This is a genomic window from Pseudomonas sp. PS02302 (assembly GCF_029959585.1).
GTDB classification, from domain to species: Bacteria; Pseudomonadota; Gammaproteobacteria; order Pseudomonadales; family Pseudomonadaceae; genus Chryseomonas; species Chryseomonas aestiva.
In genome coordinates, this window is the sequence record NZ_JASCON010000097.1 from 1 (window position 1) to 18924 (window position 18924).

At 67.2% G+C, this 18924-nt stretch carries 15 protein-coding genes; 6 read left to right on the top strand and 9 right to left on the bottom strand.

Features of this window, described 5'->3' with window-relative positions:
* The coding region (locus tag QMX82_RS22845) for a sensor domain-containing diguanylate cyclase (protein WP_282287834.1) at positions 1 to 1273 on the bottom strand (1273 nt) is incomplete at its 3' end.
* A gap of 205 nt (positions 1274 to 1478) precedes the next feature.
* On the opposite strand from QMX82_RS22845, the gene QMX82_RS22850 reads away from it, so the two are divergent.
* Entirely contained in the window at positions 1479 to 1739 is a 261-nt protein-coding gene (locus QMX82_RS22850) for a hypothetical protein (protein ID WP_158896420.1), read from the top strand.
* Between the two features lie 21 nt (positions 1740 to 1760).
* Here the strand turns inward: QMX82_RS22850 and QMX82_RS22855 are convergent, their stop codons facing one another.
* The gene (locus tag QMX82_RS22855) at positions 1761 to 2831 is read right to left on the bottom strand and encodes an AbrB family transcriptional regulator (protein WP_282287836.1); all 1071 of its coding nucleotides are present in this window, start codon (positions 2829 to 2831) and stop codon (positions 1761 to 1763) included.
* 129 nt (positions 2832 to 2960) lie between these two features.
* Positions 2961 to 4925: a choline BCCT transporter BetT gene (gene betT, locus QMX82_RS22860; protein WP_187981318.1), complete on the bottom strand. Its 1965-nt coding sequence runs from the start codon at positions 4923 to 4925 to the stop codon at positions 2961 to 2963.
* 246 nt (positions 4926 to 5171) lie between these two features.
* On the opposite strand from betT, the gene QMX82_RS22865 reads away from it, so the two are divergent.
* Positions 5172 to 5576, top strand: a complete 405-nt coding sequence (locus QMX82_RS22865) for a response regulator (RefSeq protein WP_282287838.1) — start codon at positions 5172 to 5174, stop codon at positions 5574 to 5576.
* Between the two features lie 878 nt (positions 5577 to 6454).
* Here QMX82_RS22865 and QMX82_RS22870 read toward each other — a convergent pair.
* From QMX82_RS22870 to QMX82_RS22885, 4 genes are all read right to left on the bottom strand, one after another.
* Positions 6455 to 8284: a glycoside hydrolase family 15 protein gene (locus tag QMX82_RS22870; protein ID WP_208694215.1), complete on the bottom strand. Its 1830-nt coding sequence runs from the start codon at positions 8282 to 8284 to the stop codon at positions 6455 to 6457.
* Positions 8277 to 9080 (bottom strand): SDR family oxidoreductase, encoded by an 804-nt coding sequence (locus QMX82_RS22875; RefSeq protein WP_208694216.1) that lies wholly within the window; start codon positions 9078 to 9080, stop codon positions 8277 to 8279. The genes QMX82_RS22870 and QMX82_RS22875 overlap by 8 nt, the downstream gene beginning before the upstream one ends.
* 84 nt (positions 9081 to 9164) lie before the next feature.
* Positions 9165 to 10793, bottom strand: a complete 1629-nt coding sequence (locus QMX82_RS22880; RefSeq protein WP_442969411.1) for a methyl-accepting chemotaxis protein — start codon at positions 10791 to 10793, stop codon at positions 9165 to 9167.
* 150 nt (positions 10794 to 10943) lie between these two features.
* Positions 10944 to 12173 (bottom strand): MFS transporter, encoded by a 1230-nt coding sequence (locus QMX82_RS22885; RefSeq protein ID WP_282287845.1) that lies wholly within the window; start codon positions 12171 to 12173, stop codon positions 10944 to 10946.
* Between the two features lie 302 nt (positions 12174 to 12475).
* Between QMX82_RS22885 and QMX82_RS22890 the strand changes: the two genes are divergently transcribed.
* The 4 genes from QMX82_RS22890 (at position 12476) to QMX82_RS22905 (ending at position 16286) form a co-directional block, all read left to right on the top strand.
* Positions 12476 to 13921 (top strand): cytochrome ubiquinol oxidase subunit I, encoded by a 1446-nt coding sequence (locus tag QMX82_RS22890; protein ID WP_208694218.1) that lies wholly within the window; start codon positions 12476 to 12478, stop codon positions 13919 to 13921.
* Complete coding sequence (cydB, locus tag QMX82_RS22895) at positions 13918 to 14940, top strand: cytochrome d ubiquinol oxidase subunit II (RefSeq protein WP_133862893.1); 1023 nt, start codon at positions 13918 to 13920, stop codon at positions 14938 to 14940. Before QMX82_RS22890 ends, cydB begins: the two co-directional genes overlap by 4 nt.
* On the top strand, positions 14940 to 15101 hold the full coding sequence (locus QMX82_RS22900; protein ID WP_017640936.1) for a DUF2474 domain-containing protein: 162 nt from the start codon (positions 14940 to 14942) through the stop codon (positions 15099 to 15101). Before cydB ends, QMX82_RS22900 begins: the two co-directional genes overlap by 1 nt.
* Positions 15102 to 15392: 291 nt before the next feature.
* Positions 15393 to 16286 (top strand): proline iminopeptidase-family hydrolase, encoded by an 894-nt coding sequence (locus tag QMX82_RS22905; RefSeq protein WP_282287858.1) that lies wholly within the window; start codon positions 15393 to 15395, stop codon positions 16284 to 16286.
* Here QMX82_RS22905 and QMX82_RS22910 read toward each other — a convergent pair.
* Both QMX82_RS22910 and QMX82_RS22915 read right to left on the bottom strand, forming a co-directional pair.
* Positions 16283 to 17659: a GTPase/DUF3482 domain-containing protein gene (locus tag QMX82_RS22910; RefSeq protein ID WP_282287859.1), complete on the bottom strand. Its 1377-nt coding sequence runs from the start codon at positions 17657 to 17659 to the stop codon at positions 16283 to 16285. The two genes, QMX82_RS22905 and QMX82_RS22910, sit on opposite strands and share 4 nt — an antisense overlap.
* A partial coding sequence (locus QMX82_RS22915; protein WP_282287861.1) for a DUF2868 domain-containing protein occupies positions 17656 to 18924 on the bottom strand: 1269 nt, incomplete at its 5' end. The genes QMX82_RS22910 and QMX82_RS22915, both read right to left, overlap by 4 nt.

Consider the following 18924-nt stretch of genomic DNA (forward strand, 5'->3'; position numbering starts at 1 on the left):
CCCCCCCCCCCCGCCCGGCCCGCCCCCCGGCCGCGCGGGCCCCCCCCCCCGCCGAGGCCACCACGCCGGCCACTGCCTGCAGACAGCGATCGCCCGCGGGGTGGCCGTAGTGGTCGTTGTAGGCCTTGAAGTGATCGATGTCGATCATCAGCAGGCTGAGCGACTGGGCGTTGCGTTGCGCCCGGGCCAGCTCCACTGGCAGCAGGTTGTCGAACTGCCGACGATTGCCCAGCCCGGTCAGGCTGTCCTTTAGCGTCAGCAGGTGCAACTCGTCATGGGCCTGGCGCAGGGCCACGGCGCTGCGTTCGCCGGCGCGGATCTCGCGCAGCAGGCTGAAGCCGAAAACCAGCATGCCGACGATGATGAGGCCCACCACCGTCACCGATCTCAGCATGTCCTGGCGCCAGCTGGCGAGGATGTCGCTCCGGGAGATACCGGCCAGCGCCACCAGCGGATAGCCTTCCAGATGCTGGAAGGCATAGAGGCGTTCACGGCCGTCGAGCATGGCGCGCACTAGGGCGGTACCGCTGGGGGCCTGGGTCACGTACTGGCGAAACAGCGTGCTGCTGGCCAGCGGGGTGCCGACGTGCTCGGGTACATAGGGCCGGCGGACCATCAGGGTGCCATCGTCCTGCGCCAGGGTGATGGCGCCGCGGGCGTCCAGTTTGAAGCGCTCGTAGTAGTCGACGAAGTACTGCAGGCGGATGGTGGCCAGCAGGACACCGGCGAAGCGACCGTCGCGGTCTTCCAGCCGGCGTGATACCGGGATGATCAACTCGTGGGTGCTGCGACTCTCGATCACCGTGCCGACGTGCAGTACGTCGGCGGCGTGCTGGCGGTGAAACTGGAAATACTCGCGATCGGCATTGTTGGCCCGGGGCGGCTCGCTGCTCTTGTCGGTCACCCGCCATTCGCCATCGCGACCGTAGATGAACAGCCCGTGCAGTTGCGGCAGGAGGGCGGCCTGGCGCGCCAGCAGGCGATGCACCCGGGGGCGGTCCAGGTGATCGAGGGGTTGATCCTCCAGGCGGTCGCGGATGCTGACCAGCAGCGAATCCGCTTCCTTGATGGCGTCGTCGGCATGCTGCGCCGCCGCCAGGGCGATGTTGCCGACGTCGCTGCGCGCGCTGGCGAAGGCGTTCTGGTAGTTGCGCCATACCTGCCAGGACTCCAGTGCCAGGATCACCGCGACGGCACAGACCAGCAGCCACAGTGCCCGGCGCTGGGTGGCCGGGTTGCGCGGCGGGAGGGGGGTATCGTCGGCGTCGACCATGGCGGGAAAGCTTCCTCGTCCTCGGTGTGCAGGAGACCGCGCGCCGGGCGATTCAGGCCACTACACGGGGATAAAAGTCAGACAAGTCTACAGTTTCGTCGGAATCTTGCAGAGCGTACGAATCCTCGCGCCACAGCCGTGGTCACTAGCGATATAGCTGTCCTTGGGATGGCGCCCAGCCAACTGCCCGACCGGGAGGTCAAAGATGTCGCAGATCGCCGAACAGATCGTCGCAGACGCCATGCAGCGCATCGAGGAGAACGAGCCGCAGCATGCCGCCGATCCCGTGCGCAACTTTTCCCTGACCCTGACCGATCCTGCGGAGATCCGGGTCGGCGCGGAAATCTACTTTCTCTTCGAACAGCGCCTCAAGGGGTTCTATCCGGACGCCCGGGTAGTAGTGCGCGGCCATGCCGCCGAGGGCTACAACATCACCGCCCAGGTCGAGCGTCGTCGCTCGGCCTGATGGCCGCGCCCTCAGCTCGTGCTAGCTGGGGGCCAGCTTGACCAGTTGCCGGGCCAGCAACGGCCCGGTCAGCACCACCCCGATCAGGCGCAACGCCTGCATGGCCAGCACCAGGCCGACATCGGCATGGGCATCCACCGCGATGATGGCCATGGAATCCAGTCCGCCCGGACTGGTCGCCAGGTAGGCGGTAAGAAAGTCCACGTGCATCAGCTTCGCCATCAGCAGGGCCGAGAAGGCACAGAGCGCGATCAGCAGCAGTGAGGCGAAGATCATCTTGGGCAGGGCGCGCCAGACATAGGCGACCGTGGCCCGGTCGAATCTCAGGCCGACATAGCAGCCCATGGCGCCATAGGCCGCCGCGAGCAGCAGATGGGGCAGGGTGATGTCCAGCCAGCCGTTGAGTTGCAGCAGGGTGCCCAGGGCGATCGGCAGCAGCAGGGCACCGGCAGGAAACAGCCGGCCGCCCAGCCAGCTGCCGGCGAGGGCCACCGCCAGGGTCAGCGCCAGGTTGAAGGCGAAGTGGCCGTCCAGGCTGACCACCGTCGCCTGGTGCCCGGTGCCGCTGCCTTCGGCGCCCAGCAACCGGCCGACCAGGGCACTGATCAGCACCACGCAGACCACCCGGACATATTGCATGGTGGCGACGATGCGGGGGTCGGCACCGTATTCCTCGGCCATGGCCACCATGGCGGCCGCGGCGCCAGGCGTGGTGCCCCAGGCAGCGGTACTGCCGGGCAGACCACCGAAGCGCACCAGCAGGGCGCCGGTGAGCAGGCTGAGCAGTACGGTCAGGGCGGTGGCCAGCAGCATCACCGGCCAGTGTTCGGCGACCGTGAGCAGCACCGCGGCGGTCATGGCATGGGCGATCAGGCAGCCCACCACGCCCTGGCCGGTCTGGAACAGCCGTCGTGGCAGGCGGATGGAGGCACCGCAGACGCCAAAGCCGATGGCCACCAGCATGGGGCCGAGAAAGAGCGCCGCGGGTACTTGCAGCCAGCTGAGTCCGCCGCCGACCAGGGCGGAGCAGAGGATCAGGGCCAGCCATTGCAGCAGTGGAGGATAGGGCGAGGGGGCAGGCGGGGTGGGCAAGGCGGTCTCCGGACGGCGGGGGACCGGCGCAGCGTACCGACCCCGGGGCCGACACGGGGTCGACCCTGGAGACGATTATACGACCTTTGTCGCTTTCAATGGCCTTTCAGTCACTGAAAAAACCGTTGGCTAGCGCACCAGGTGCAGGAACTGCAGATGGCGTTCGTACTGGTCGAGCATGTCGTTGAGGATCTGCTCGCGGTTGTAGCCCACCAGGTCATAGTCCTGGCTGCCTTCGGTGAGGTGCACCTCGGCGCGGTAGTAGCGCCGATTCTTCAGGTGCAGGCCGCCGATGCCGGCGCGGGCAAAGGAGGGCGTGAAGTAGCCCTGCATGATCACCTGGTAGATGAAGGGGTGCTCTTCGCCATGGCCGATGATGAGTTGCAGGTTGGCGTTGGTGGCGTCGAATTGGGTCTCCACCACCAACCCTTTCTCCCGCGAGACCTCGACCATCTCTTCCATGGCTGGCCGCACGGTACTGTCCATGAAGCGATAGACCTCGTCCCGCGAAGGGAAGTACACCGCCTGGGACAGCCGCTGGCGCCAGCCGCCATGGCGGGCCTTGCCATTGGTCGCCACCGGCGCCAGCGAGTGCAGCCGCGCCCGCTGGCGCTGGGATTCCAGGTGCAGCGCCTTGTGCAGGCCCCACATCATCAGCAGCACCACCACCGAGAAGGGGAGCGAGGTCAGCACCACCGCTGATTTCAGCGCATCCATGCTGCCGGCGAACAGCAGGCCGCCCGTGACCAGGGCCACGGCCGCGCCCCAGAACACCCGCAACCACTTGGGACCGTCTTCATCGGCCTCGCCGCCGGTGGACGACAGGGTCGAGAGCACCACGGTGCCGGAATCGGCCGAGGTGACGAAGAAGACGAAGCTCACCAGCACGGCGACGCTGATCACCACGCGGCTGGCCGGATAGGTTTCCAGCACCTGATAGAAGACCATGGCCGGATCGGTGAGAGCGGTCTGCGCCAGGCCGGTCATGCCCTGGCCGAGGACCAGCTCCAGGGCGCTGTTGCCGAAGATCGACAGCCAGGCCAGGGTGAAGCCCAGCGGGATGAACAGCACGCCGAAGACGAATTCGCGGATGGTGCGACCGCGCGAGATGCGCGCGATGAACAGCCCGACGAAGGGCGCCCAGGCGATCCACCAGGCCCAGTAGAACACCGTCCAGCCACCCAGCCAGTCGGACGGCTCGTCATAGGCATAGAGATCGAAGCTCTTGCCCGGCAAGGCCGAGAGATAGTCGCCGATGTTCTGGATTAGGGTGTTGAGCAGGTGCTGGGTCGGACCGGCGAACAGCACGAACAGCAGCAGGGCGACGGCCAGCACCATGTTGATGTCGGACATGATGCGCACGCCCTTGTCGACGCCGGACACGGCCACGGCGATGGCCGCGCCCATCATCAGTACGATGAGGATCAGCTGCACCCAGTGGCTGTGGCTGATGCCGAACAGGTAGTCGAGGCCGGCATTGAGGTGCAGCACCCCGAAGCCCAGGTCGGCGCCGAGGCCGAAGATGGTGGCGATGATGCCGAAGGCGTCCACGGCGTGGCCGATGGGCCCGTTGATGCGCTTGCCGATCAGCGGATAGAGCGCCGAACGCAGGGCCAGCGGCAGGTTGTGGCGATAGGCGAAGTAGGCCAGGGCCATGGCCACCAGGGCGAACACGCCCCAGCCGTGCAGGCCCCAGTGCAGGAAGAGAATCTGCATGGCCTGGCGCGCGGCTGCCGGATTGCCGCCTTCACCGGCCGGGGGCTGGGCGAAGTGGGTCAGGGGTTCGGATACGCAAAAGAAGAACAGGGTGATGCTGATGCCCGCGGCGAACAGCATGCCGGCCCAGGACAGATAGCTGAACTCGGGTTGGTCGTGGTCGGCACCGAGCTTGATCTTGCCGTAGCCGGACAGCGCGGTGACCACCACGAACACCAGATAGAGCGACATGGCTAGCAGGTAGTACCAGCCGACCGTATTGGCGGCCCAGGTCTGGGCCTGCAGCAGCCAGGCGCCGGCCTGCTCGGGACGGCCGATGACCACCAGGGAAAACAGCAGGATCACTGCGGCCGCACAATAGAAGGCGGGAGGATTCAGCTTTACGGTGCCGGATGAGGGCGTTGCACTCATGAGGACTCCTTGCAGACTGCCAAAGGGAGAATGCTTTTTTAATTGATCGTTCGATTAAAAAAGAATACCACAGGAGGTCCCCAAGGTGAACGCTTCGAGTCAGCGAGGCGTTGAAAGTTGCCGCTTAGAGGGCTTGCTTATGCCGGTGGTCGACTTTGGTCGAGCCAGGGCCGAATGGTCAGAACCGTGACCTCTTGGCAAAGTCTGTTGGGTATGACTCAGGTATCTTCTCCCTTCGGCTCCTATCGTCCACTACTGCTTCTGGTAGAGGACGAACCCTTGCTGCGGGAATTGGCCACCGAGGCCCTGGAGTCGCTGGTGGACCTCCAGGTGGTGGCCATGTCGACCGCCGATGCGGCGCTGAGCTATCTGGAACAGAACGGTGCCCGCATCGACGTGCTCTTCACCGACGTGCGCATGCCGGGACGCCTGGATGGTGAGGCCCTGGCCCAACTGGTCGCTCAACGCTGGCCGCACATCCCGGTGATCCTCACCTCCGGCGATCGCCTGACCGTCCCCCGTGGCGCCGGCCGCACCCGCTTCATGCCCAAGCCCTGGCATATCGACGACATGGCCAATTGCGTCAACGAGATGCTGGGGCAGAGTCGGGTGGCGTGAGGGGCTGGCTTCTCGGCGGCGTCGCCATCACCGATCAAAGCTGACCTGCAGGAGCGGCCCATGGCCGCGATTGCAGCTATGCAGACTGCTCGGTGTAAACCCTGAATGACTCAATGGTGACCTTGCGGCTGCTGTCCCTCACCCCAACCCTCTCCCAGGGGGAGAGGGGGCTGTCCGAGCGGGGCTCGACTCCATTCCTTCCGGCAAGTCCGTAATCTAACGTCACGCTCACGGGCGCGTCTCATCACCGGTAGCACCGTAGCGTGGAAAACAGCGCAGCCTTTTCCACAAGTAGCTACGTACCACGCTGTGCCCTCACCCCAACCCTCTCCCAAGGGGAGAGGGGGCTGTCCGAGCGGGGCTCGACTCCATTCCTTCCGGCAAGTCCGTAATCTAACGTCACGCTCACGGGCGCGTCTCATCACTGGTAGTACCGTAGCGTGGAAAACGGCGCAGCCTTTTCCACAGGTAGCTATGTACCGCGCTGTGCCCTCACCCCAACCCTCTCCCAGGGGGAGAGGGGGCTGTCCGAGCGGGTTTCTTGCTTTATCAGCTCCAGCTAGATCGCGATCCGCTATCGGACGGGGAACCGCAGGGGCGGCCGCATCTGTGGACCGCCATGGCCGCATCGGTTCGCCCTACGGCTGCCATTGCAGATCCTTGCCGCTCAGCACCGTAGCGTGGAAAACGGCGCAGCCTTTTCCACCGGTAGCTAGGTACCGCGCTGTGCCCTCACCCCAACCCTCTCCCAGGGGGAGAGGGGGCTGTCCGAGCGGGTTTCTTGCTTTATCAGCTCCAGCTAGATCGCGATCCGCTATCGGGCTGGCACCCGCAGGGGCGGACGCATCCGTGGACCGCCATGGCCGCATCGGCTCGCCCTAGGGCTGCCATTGCGGATCCTTGCCGCTCAGCTTGCGATCAAGGAAGAAGGCGGTGCTGATGAGCGCCAGGTGCGACAGGGCCTGCGGCAGGTTGCCGAGGGGGTAGCCGCGCTTGTCCAGTTCCTCGGCATAGAGACCCAGGGGATTGGCGTAGCCCAGCAGCTTTTCGAACTCCAGGTGGGCTTCGTCGACGCGACCGGCGCGGGCCAGGCATTCGACGTACCAGAAGGAGCAGGCGACAAAGGCGCCTTCTTCACCCTTGAGGTTGTCCGCCGGGGTGTCGACCGGGTTGTAGCGGCGGATCATGCCGTCGTAGGCCAGGTTGGTCTTGATGGCGTCGAGGGTGGACAGCCACATGGGATCGGTGGCGCTGACGAAGCGCACCAGCGGCATCAGCAGCAGGGCGGCGTCCAGGCTCTTGCCGTGGCGGGTCGAAGTGAAATGACCCAGTTCGGCGTTCCAGAAGTTATCCCAGATGTCTTCCTGGATGGCGGCACGCGCGGCGTACCAGCGCTCGTAGGGCATCGGCAGCGAGCGCTTGACCGACAGCCGCATGGCGCGGTCGATGGCCACCCAGCACATCAGTCGCGAATGCAGGAAGTGCTCGGGATCGCCGCGCATTTCCCAGATACCGGCATCGGGCTGGTTCCAGTGCTCGCAGACGTGATCGATCATCCGCACCACGTCCTTCCAGCCACGGTGGGAGATGGCCTCGCCGTACTTGTTGGACAGGTAGATGGCGTCCATCAGCTCGCCATAGATGTCCAGCTGGACCTGCTTGTAGGCCTCGTTGCCGATGCGCACCGGACTCGAGTCGGCATAGCCCGCCAGGTGGTCGAGGGTCTCCTCGGGCAGGTCCAGGCCGCCGTCCAGGCGATACATGATCTGCAGCTTTTCCGGGGCGTTGTGACTGTTTTCCACGCACTGGCCGACCCAGTGGGTGAAATCCTTGGCTTCCTGGGTGTAGCCCAGGCGCATGAAGGCGTAGACGGTAAAGGAGGCGTCGCGGATCCAGGAGGCGCGATAGTCCCAGTTGCGCTCGCCACCCAGGGCCTCGGGCAGGCTGAAGGTGGCGGCCGCGGCGATGGAGCCGTGCTTGCAGGAGGTCAGCAGCTTCAGCGCCAGGGCCGAGCGGGTGACCATCTCGCGCCAGCGACCCTGGTAGTGACTCTTGGCGGCCCAGGAGGTCCAGTAGGCCAGGGTGTCCTCGAAGCAGAGATCGCTCTGGCCGGCGACGACCTTGTCGTCCTGCGCGCAGCCGAAGACGAAATCCAGTTGCTCACCCTGTTCCAGTTCGAACTCGGCCAGGGCCGCGTTGCCGTCGACCCGCAGGGTGACGCCCGACGCCAGGCGCAGGGTCGGCTGGCCAGCGGCCTCGAACAGGGCGCCGCCGTCCACCAGGCGGGCGCGGGTTTCGGCACGGGCATAGTCGTGGGCCGGCGCGCAGACCAGGCGGAAACGGCAGCGGCCGGCCACCACCTGCACGCGGCGGACGATGCGCGGCTGGGTATCCTCGCTGCTGCACACTGGCATCAGGTCGGTGACCTCGGCGACCCCTTCCGCCGACAGCCAACGGGTCTGCAGGATATTGGTATCCGGCAGATAGAGCTGTTGCTCGCGGGCATCGTCCCAGACCGGCGCCAGGCTGAAGTGACCGGCCTTTTCCGAGTCGAGCAGGGCGGCGAATACCGAGGGGCTGTCCAGATTCGGCCAGCAGAAGTGGTCGATGGTGCCATCGGTGGCGACCAGGGCGCAGGTGCGCAGGTCGCCGATGACACCGTGGGCGCCGATACTGCGGCGGCTCTGTACGGAGGTGGAATCAGCCATTGTCTTCGAATCCCGGATAGAGGCACATGCCGCCGTCGACGAACAGGGTGGTGCCGACGATGTAGTCGGCCAGATCACTGGCGAGAAAGACCGCCGCGTTGCCCACGTCGTCGACATGACCGACACGCTTGTAGGGGATCAGCCTGAGCAGCTCACGGGCCTTGGCCTCGTCACCGGTCACCTCTTCGTTGATGGCGGTGGCGATGGCGCCCGGGGCGATGCTGTTGACGCGGATGCCTTCGGCGGCGACTTCCTGGGCCAGGCTGCGCATCAGCAGATTGACCCCGCCCTTGGAGGCGGCGTAGTTGACATGCCCGGCCCAGGGAATGACCTCGTGCACCGAGCTCATGTGGATGATCTTGCCCAGGGCCCGGGAGATGCTCTCGTCGCGACCCTGCTGGCGGAACTGGCGGATCGCCGCCTGGGCGCAGAGAAACTGGCCGGTGAGGTTGGTGTTGATCACCGTGTTCCAGTCCTTGAGCGACATGTCGGCCACCGCCGCGTCCTTTTGCAGACCGGAGTTGGCGACCAGGATGTCCAGGCGACCGAAGGCTTCCAGGGTGCGCTCGAACAGGGTCTTGACCGCGTCCTCGTCGCCGACGTCACCGGCCACGGCAATGGCGCGGCCACCGGCGTCCTGGATGCGCCTGGCCAGCTCTTCGGCGGGTTCGGCGTGGGAATGGTAGTTGATGGCGACGGCGGCACCGGCCTTGCCCAGGGCCTCGGCGACAGCGGCGCCGATCCCGGAACTGCCACCGGTGACCAGGGCGACCTGGCCGTTGAGGGAAAGCTGCATGTCCAGACTCCTGCGCGGAAAAGGTGTCTGACTGCTGACCGTTGCGCTCGCGTCTAGGTTCAGCCCGCGAGCGTTGCCGGATGTTCAGGCACGGGTGGTGCGGAACAGACTCATGCGGCGTTCCAGGTCTTCGGCCAGCTCCGCCAGCTGACGACTGGCCCCGGCGATCTGCTGCGACCCACTGGCGGTTTCCAGGGTGGCCGCGTGGATGCGATTGATGTTTTCGTTGACCTCTTCGGCCACGGCGGTCTGTTGCGCCGCGGCGGTGGCGATCTGCACATTCATGGCGTTCACCGAGCCGACGTCCGCCTGGATGGCTGCCAGGGCCGTGACGGCGCGCTGGGTCAGCTCGGCGGTCTCGTGGGCCTGGCCGCGACTCTCTTCCATCTGCGCCGCGGCGCGTCCGGCGCCTTCCTGCAAGGTGGCGATCATGCCGCGGATCTCGCGGGTCGATTCCTGGGTACGGGTCGCCAGGTTGCGGACCTCATCGGCCACCACGGCGAAACCGCGGCCCTGCTCTCCGGCGCGGGCGGCCTCGATGGCGGCATTCAGCGCCAGCAGGTTGGTCTGCTCGGCGATGCCGTTGATGACGGCGACGATATTCTCGATGCTGGCGCTGTCGCTGGAGACCTGCTGCACGGTGACGCTGGCCTGCTCCAGGGCCTGCACCAGCTGACCGATGGCCTGGCCGGAGCTGGCGACCAGCCGGTTGCCGGTGTCCACCTGGGCACTGGCATTGCCGGTGGCCTGGGCGGCCTGGGCCGCGTAGCCGGCGACCTCGCCGATGGTGGCGGCCAGCTCGGTGACGGCGGCAGCCATGTGCTGGGCCTGGTTGGACTGCACATCGGTGTGGCGCTGGTTGGTCTGGGCGGTGTCCTGCAACTGGGCGGCAGCGGCGGCGACCGAACTGGCGGTATGGCGGACCTGGACGATGGTCTCGCCCAGGTGCGCGGTGGCGCTGCCCAGGGTGCCCATCACGCTGTCCGGATGACGGGTGGCGGGGCGCTCGTCCAGACGGCCCTCGGCCAGCCGGCGGATGGCGGCGGCCACGGCGTGGGGCTCACCGCCCAGGGTCGCGCCCATCTGGCGGATGATCAGGATGGAGACGGTCACGCTCAGCAGCAGGGCGAGGGCGCAGGTCACCAGCATCAGCCAGCGGAAGCCACCGGCGATGCCGCGGACCTCGGCCAGATGGCCGCTGGCGATGGCCTCCTCGTGATCGATGAGCGCATTGATGCGCTTGAGCCACTCGACATAGGCCGGCGAGACCCGTTCCAGCAGGAATACCCGGGCGCCTTCCAGATCACCGGCCTGACGCAGTTGCAGCAGGTGCTCGGTCAGCGGCAGGGCGGTGCCTTCGATGTCCTTGATGGCCGCCAGCAGGCGCTGCTCCTCGGGGGTGGCACCCTGACTCGCGAACAACTGATCCATGGGCTCGGCGGACTGGCGATAGAAGGCCTTGAGCCGGTCGATGTCGGCCAGGCGGCTGGCCAGGGGCGCGGTGTCGTGGATCAGTACCGTATCGCGAATGGCGATGGCGCGGTCGTGCACGCTGCCGCGGAAGTTGATGGCGTAGCGATGCTTGACGCTGGCGCCCTGGCTGACGGCGGTCAGGGTGTCATCGATGACGCCGACCCGCTGGACGCCGACGAGGGTGATCAGCAGCATCAGCACCAGGATCAGGCCGAAGCCCAGGCCCAGGCGGGCGGCCATGGAAAGAGGGATACGCATGGAAACCTCAGAAATCTATCGGAATGTGATATGGATCACATTTTGTAGTAAAGGTTTGCGCGATAACCCTTTTCCGGGGCGAGCGGTCGTGGCCTGGGGATGAGTGGCCGTGCCAGCGCGACTGGCCAGGATTCAACCGTCGCCGCGCGGCTCCGTCAGCCGGTCGCGCCTGGCCAGGCCCGGGAACAGCTTCATCCAGACCCCGGTGATCACCAGGGTGCCGACGCCGCCCAGCACCACCGCCGGCACGGTGCCGAAGAAGTGCGCGGTGACCCCCGACTCGAATTCGCCGAGCTGGTTGGAGGCGCCGATGAACAGGCCGTTGACCGCACTGACTCGGCCGCGCATGGCATCCGGGGTTTCCAGCTGCACGAAGGAACTGCGGATCACCACGCTGACCATGTCGGCGGCGCCCAGCACCACCAGGGTGGCCAGCGAGAACCACAGCGAGGTGGACAGCCCGAAGGCGATGGTGGCCACGCCGAACAGCGCAACCGAACCGAACATGATGCGGCCCACGTGGCGATTGAGGCTGACGTAGGCGAGCAGAAAGGACATGCCCAAGGCGCCCACCGCAGGTGCCGAGCGCAGCAGGCCGAGGCCCCAGGGCCCGGTGAGCAGGATGTCGGCGGCGAACACCGGGAGCAGGGCGGTAGCGCCGCCCAGCAGCACGGCGAACAGATCCAGGGAGATGGCGCCGAGCACGTCCGGGCGACTCCTGATGAAGCGGATGCCGGCCAGCAGGTTGTCCAGGGTCGGCTTTTCCTTCTGGCTGGGCGTCTGCCGCGCCGGCAGGCTGGAGACCAGCAGGATGGCGATGCCATAGAACACCAGCGCCGGGCCATAGACCCAGGCGGCGCCCAGGGCATAGAGCAGCCCGCCCAGAGCGGGGGCGATGATGGTGGCGCCCTGCATGGCCGAGGCCGCGGCGGCGATGGCGCGGGGAAAGATCGAAGGCGGCACGATGTTGGGCAGCAACGCCTGGGTAGTCGGCTGCTCGAAGGCGCGGGCGGTGCCCAGGCAGAAGGCCAGGATGAAGATCAGCTCGCGGGTCACCGCCTGGTTGAGGCTGCCCACCAGCAGTACCAGGGCGATCAGCCCCTGGCCGGCCTGGCAGAGGGCGGCGACCCGGCGGCGGTCGTAGCGGTCGGCGACATGCCCGGTGTGCAGCATGAACAGCACCCGCGGCAGGAATTCCACCAGCCCCACCAGGCCGAGGTCGAGCACGTTGCCGGTGAGGGAATAGAGGTGCCAGCCGATGGCGACGGTGAGCATCTGGAAGCTGCCGGCGGTGCAGATGCGGGCGAACCAGAAGGCGACGAAGGGACGGTGGTGACGCAGCTGCAGGGTATCGCCGGACATGGCAGGGGCTCGCGAGGGCAGAGGCGGCATCTTAAGCCACCCCGAGGCTAATCGTCATACAACCGTGGGGGTGCGACAGCCTGCCCGATGCGACATCGAACCACGTAAGCAAATGTATCGAGGAGGACTATTCTAAAGCCTGACGTTGATCCACGTCAGCTTCCGACCTGGCCCTCTGGGCTAGCGCGGTGGCGCCTTTTAGCGTCCCGCCAGAACCCCAGGCGACGCCGGAGGTTCGAACCTCGGTCAGCGTCAACTCGACCGGCTGCTCTCGACGGCCGGCGTGCCTGAGAGGAATAGCTATGTTCGGCCTCGAAGCCCTGGATCTTGCCCGGATCCAGTTCGCCTTCACCGTGTCCTTCCACATCGTCTTCCCGGCGCTGTCCATCGGTACCGCGAGCTTTCTCGCCGTGCTCGAAGGGCTGTGGCTGAAGACCGACGACCACGTCTACAAGGATCTGTATCACTTCTGGCTGAAGATCTTCGCGATCTTCTTCGGCATGGGCGTGGTGTCCGGTCTGGTGATGGCCTACGAGTTCGGCACCAACTGGAGCGGCTTCGCCGACTATGCCGGCGCCGTGACCGGCCCGCTGCTGACCTACGAGGTGCTCACCGCCTTCTTCATCGAGGCCGGCTTCCTTGGCGTCATGCTGTTCGGCTGGAATCGCGTGGGCCGCGGCCTGCACTTCTTCTCGACGGTGATGGTGGCCATCGGCACCCTGATGTCGACCTTCTGGATCCTGGCCTCCAACAGCTGGATGCATACCCCGACCGGCTTCGAGATCGTCGACGGCCGCATCGTCCCGGTGGACTGGCTGGCGGTGATCTTCAACCCGTCGTTCCCCTTCCGCTGGGCACACATGACCATCGCCGCCTACCTGTCGGTGGCCTTCCTGGTCGGCGCCTCGGCGGCCTGGCACCTGCTGCGCGGCAACGACAACCCGGCGGTGCGCAAGATGTTTTCCATGGCCATGTGGATGGCCCTGCTGGTAGCCCCGATCCAGGCCTTCGTCGGCGACGCCCACGGCCTCAACACCCTGGAGCACCAGCCGGCCAAGATCGCCGCGATGGAAGGCCACTGGGAGAATCGCCCGGGCGAGGCGACCCCGCTGATCCTGTTCGGCTGGCCGGACATGGAGCGCGAGGAAACCCGCTTCAAACTGGAGATCCCGGTGCTCGGCAGCCTGATCCTCAAGCACAGCCTCACCGAGCCGATCCCGGCGCTCAAGGACTTCCCCAAGGAAGACCGGCCGCCGGCCTATGTGGTGTTCTGGTCGTTCCGCATCATGGTCGCCCTGGGCATGCTGATGATCGCCGCCGGCCTGTGGAGTGCCTGGCTGCGCTGGCGCGGCACGCTGTTCGAGACCCGTGGCTTCCTGCGCCTGGTCACCTGCATGGGGCCGGTGGGCCTCATCGCCCTGCTGGCCGGCTGGTTCACCACCGAGGTGGGCCGCCAGCCGTGGATCGTCTACGGCCTCCTGCGCACCAAGGACGGGGTGTCCAACCACAGCGTCACCCAGCTGAGCATCACCCTGGTGGCCTTCGTGGTGGTCTACTTCGCCGTGTTCGGCATCGGCACCCTCTATGCGCTGCGGATGATCGGCAAGGGTCCGCACACCGGCGAAGGCGACCTCTCCACCTCCGGCGGCCCGGGCACCGATCGTCATCCCAAGCGTCCGCTGTCCGGCGCCGATGGCGGCCTGGAAGAAGACAATCCCAATGACCAGCTGACCGGAGACCGCACATGAACGGCATCCCTGGCATCGACCTCCCGCTGATCTGGGCGATCATCATCATCTTCGGCCTCATGATGTACGTGGTCATGGACGGCTTCGACCTGGGCATCGGCATCCTCTTCCCCTTCGTCAAGGGCAAGGAAGATCGCGACGTCATGATGAACACCGTGGCGCCCATCTGGGACGGCAACGAGACCTGGCTGGTGCTCGGCGGGGCGGGGCTCTATGGCGCCTTCCCGCTGGCCTACGCGGTGATCCTGCCGGCGCTCTACCTGCCGCTGATCTTCATGCTGATCGGCCTGATCTTCCGCGGCGTGGCCTTCGAATTCCGCTTCAAGGTCCAGGAAGGCAAGGAAGCCCTGTGGGACAAGTCCTTCATCTTCGGCTCGCTGCTGGCCAGCTTCTGCCAGGGCGTGGCCCTGGGTGCCTTCATCGAAGGCTTCCCGGTGGAGAATCGGCAGTATGTCGGAGGTCCGCTGGACTGGCTGACGCCCTTCTCGATGTTCTGCGGCCTTGGCGTCATCGCCGCCTATGCGCTGCTGGGCAGCACCTGGCTGATCATGAAGACCGAGGGTCCGCTGCAGGCCACCATGCGCCGCCTGACCAAGCCGCTGCTGTTCCTGCTGCTGGCCTTCACCGCGGTGGTGAGCATCTGGACCCCGCTGAGCCAGGCGGCCATCTCCGCCCGCTGGTTCAGCATGCCCAATCTGGTCTGGTTCTTGCCGGTGCCGATCCTGGTCGGCGTGGTGACCCTGGCCCTGCTGCGCGCCATCCTGCGCGAGGACTCGCACCACGCGCCCTTCCTGCTGACCCTGGCGCTGATCTTCCTCGGCTACAGCGGTCTGGGCATCAGCCTCTGGCCGAACATCATCCCGCCGGGCGTTTCCATCTGGGAGGCCTCGTCGCCGCCGCAGAGCCAGCTGTTCCTGCTCATCGGCACCCTGTTCATCATTCCCATCACCCTGATGTACACCTTCTGGGGCTACTACGTGTTCCGCGGCAAGGTACGCGCGGGGGAGGGCTACCACTGATGGTCGGCCGCTCGCGCGAACCCAATCCCGCCGATAACAAGCCGCTCTGGCAGCGGCTCGCCTGGATGGCCGGCATCTGGGCCTGCAGCCTGGTAGCCCTGGGTGTGGTGGCCTGGGTGCTGAGACTGGTGCTGACGGCGGCGGGGCTCAAGTCGCACTGACTCGTCTGGTATTGGCGTGTTGGTGGATGAGGCTGCGCCGTCATCCACCCTACGCGGGGCACGATCCTGTGCTGGAAAGCTACCCTTTACGCCAGACGCCCCCTCTCCCGCAAGCGGGAGAGGGTGCTGTCTCGCGTGGAGCAGGCATCCGGCGCACAGGGGGCATCCAGCGCAGAGAATCCGCTAGTTACGTGAATCAGCCACCCTCCAAACCTACAACTTTTCCCAGTTATCCCCCTGCCGCCCGTCCGCTAGCCTGACCCCGTTCCCATCGCGACGAGGAAGGCATCCATGCAGGTTCAAGAAGGCTACGCCGATTTCCAAGGCCACCAGACCTGGTACCGAATCACCGGTGAGCTGGCCAGCGGGCGATTACCGCTGGTGGTGGCCCATGGCGGTCCCGGCTGCACCCATGACTATGTCGACAGCTTCAAGGACCTGGCCGAGCATGGTTGGCCGGTGGTGCATTACGACCAGCTGGGCAATGGCCGTTCCACCCACCTGCGCGGCATCGATCCGGGGTTCTGGACGGTGGAGCTGTTTCTCGACGAGCTGAACAACCTGCTGCGCCACCTGGGTATCGGCCAGTACGCGCTGCTTGGCCAATCCTGGGGCGGAATGCTGGCTGCCGAGCACGGGGTGCGTCAGCCTGCAGGACTGCGGGGGCTGATCATCGCCAATTCACCCGCGTCGATGGCGCTCTGGCGCGCGGCTGCGACCGGGTTGCGGGCCGAATTGCCGCCCGCGGTGCAGGCCACCCTGGAGCGCCACGAGGCCGCCGGCACCACCGACTCGCCGGAGTATCGCGCCGCCAGCCAGGTCTTCTATGACCGCCATGTCTGCCGGGTGCAGCCCATGCCGGCCGAGGTGGCGCGGACCTTCGCCGCCATCGACGCCGATCCCACCGTCTATCACGCCATGAACGGCCCCACCGAATTCCATGTGATCGGCAGTCTCCGGGACTGGAGCGTGATCGAGCGGCTGGCGCGGATCCAGGTGCCGACGCTGCTGATCTCCGGGCGTCACGACGAGGCCACGCCGGCCTGCGTGGAACCCTTCGATCGACTCATCCCGGACGTGCGCTGGCGCATCTTCGAGAATTCCAGTCACATGCCCCACGTGGAAGAACGCGAAGCCTGCATGGCCACCGTGGCGATCTTTCTCGCCGAGGTGGAAGGCCGCTAGGCCTCGGCGTCGAGGGCCGCGGCGATCTCGTCGATGCGGGTCTGGCGGTCGTCGGCCTGCAGGCGCGGACGCGGATTGAGCGCCGACCATTCCGGGTGGGCCCGGGCTACCTGCACGGCGGCGGGCAGCTTGCCTTCGCGCCAGCGCTGCTCGTCAGGCGCGGCCACTTCGATGGCACCCTGGGCGGCGTGGCCGCGGATTTCCAGCGCCGCCAGCAGCTGACGCTGCCGCAGCGCCAGCAGGCGCAGCACGGCGTCGTCGATGGACAGTTCCCGTCCGCCGCGCAGCTTGCCGAATAGCCGCCGGCCATAGTGGCCGCCAGTCTGCGCCAGGCCACCGGCCAGGGCGCCGATTACCGTGGCGGCGCCCAGGGTCAGGCCACCGGCGAGCAGGTCGAGGCCGACCCCGGCCGCCGCCCCGGCCGCCACGCCGCCGCCCAGGCGGATGCCCAACAGGCGCAGGGTTTCCGGATTGAACAGATCGTCGCCCCAGCGGCCGTCCAGCAGCGGCAGGGCGCTGGCATGGGCATCGCCGGGGCGAAAGCCGAACAGCCGCAAGAGTTCTTCCACACAGCGCTGTTCGCGGGTGCGCAGGGCGTCGCGCAACTCGGCGGTCGCGGAGCTGACCTCGGCTTCGCCAGGCGCCACGCTGCGCCGGGCGGCGGCGGCGTCCACCAAGAGTTCGGCGATCAGCCGCACGCCTTGCTGATGGCGGCGGCGGGCCTGCTCGGCATGGTCGGCGATCAGCCGTTGCAGCGCCGGGCGGCCGCTTTCCAGCAGGGTGGCCAGGCTTTCGTAGAGACGTGCCTCGCCATCCGCCGGCGGGGCGACGCTGTCGAAGCGCACCAGGGCGTGCAGGCCGAGGCGGGCCAGGGTGGCGCGCCAGTCGTCGGCGCGGTGACCGTCGGCAGCGACGAAGTTGAGCACCGGCACCAGCGGCCGTCCGCAACCGGCCAGCACCGCCAGCTCGTCGCGGTACTTGGCCAGCACCGGCTCGCGGGCGTCGATCACATAGAGCCCGGCATCGGAGGCGCGCAGCTGGCGAATCACCTTGGCCTCCTGCTCGAATCTCTGGCGCGCTTCCACGCTGTCGAGAAAGCGATCGAGCAGGGTGGCGGCGTCCAGGCGCTCGCCGGGTCTTTCCAGCTGCTCCAGGTAGTCGCGCAGGGCGATGGCGTCTTCCAGGCCGGGGGTATCGTAGAGCTCCAGCAGGGCCTCGCCGTCCACCGACAACCGGGCACCCTCGACATGGCGGGTGGTGCTGGGACGATGGGAGACCTCGCCGAAGTCGATGTCGCGGGTCAGGGTGCGCAGCAGTGAGGTCTTGCCGACATTGGTGTGACCGACCAGCGCCAGGCGCAGGGGGCCGCTCATGGATTCGTCTCCAGCCAGGCCAGTTCTTCGAGATCGCCGGCGCAGTGTGCCAGACGCAGGGCGTCCAGCGCCTGCCGCCAGTTGTCCAGGCGGACCGGATCGAGCTTGCTGCCCAGGGGCGCGGGCAACAGCCAGACGCGGGTCGTCGTGGCGCAGCGCGACAATTCTGCCAGCAGGGTCAGGGTACCGCGATCCGGCGACCGGCGCGGATCGCAGGCGATCAGCAGGCGGCGCGCCGGATAGCGGGTCAGTTGTTCGAGCAGATGACGCCGGCCCTGGCCATCGTCAAGGATGCCGGCATCGCGCACGCCCTCGGGCAGCGGCGGCGGCCAGGTATGATCGGTGAGTTCGATGCCCACCAGCAATGCCTCGTCGCCGGTGCGGGCCAGGCCGCCGGCGTCCTGCGGGGGCAGGTGGGCGGGGGCGGCGTCGTTCACGCCCAGGCGTTCGCTGGTGGGCAGCAGGCGTTCGCGCAGTTGCAGATAGCCCGGGCGCTCGACGTCCAGCCGCAGCCGTTGGCGACCGCGGCGCCAGCGCCACAGGCAGAGCAGGGTCAGCAGCAGCCGTGGCAGCAGGCCATAGACCAGCACCACGCCCAGCAGCCAGCCGGCCCAGGCCTGACGTGCCGTGGCCAGGGGGCTGGCAGCATCGCCACTGGCGGCGATGCTGGCCGGATCGGGCAGCGGAAAGCCCAGCAGCTGGGGCAGGGCGCCGAGTACCTGGGTGAGCAGCACGAAGGTGTCGCTGCCAAGCAGGGTGGTCTCCCAGACGAACAGATAGCTGCGCCCGGAGAGCAGCGCCAGCAGGGTCGCCAGGGCGCTGCCGAGAATCAGCAGCCAGAGACCGTGCACCAGCCCCCCCAGCGCCCAGGGCAGCAGACGGGCGCGGCCGAGCAGCCCGACCAGCGCGGGCCCCAGGTGCAGGGCGCGGGCATCGCGTGCCAGGCGGCCGGAGAGCCACAGCCAGAGGCGCGCCAGCGGGGAGGCCAGCTGGCGGCCGCCGCCCATCAGGCCGAAGGTCCAGACCAGCAGGCTGAGCAGGTTGAGCCCGAGCAGACTGCCCAGCGCCCAGAACACATTGACCGGGCGACTGCCGTCACCCAGGGCCCCGGCGGCGAGGCCCGCGCCGCAGAACAGCGCGACGATGCCCAGCAGCCAGGCGGCCAGCACCGCACCCTGGCGCCAGCGGCGCCGCGCCGCCAGCAGGCCGTCGCGCTGGCCGAGCAGGCGGGCGCGTGTCACCAGCCGCGCCTCGAAGGGCCCCCC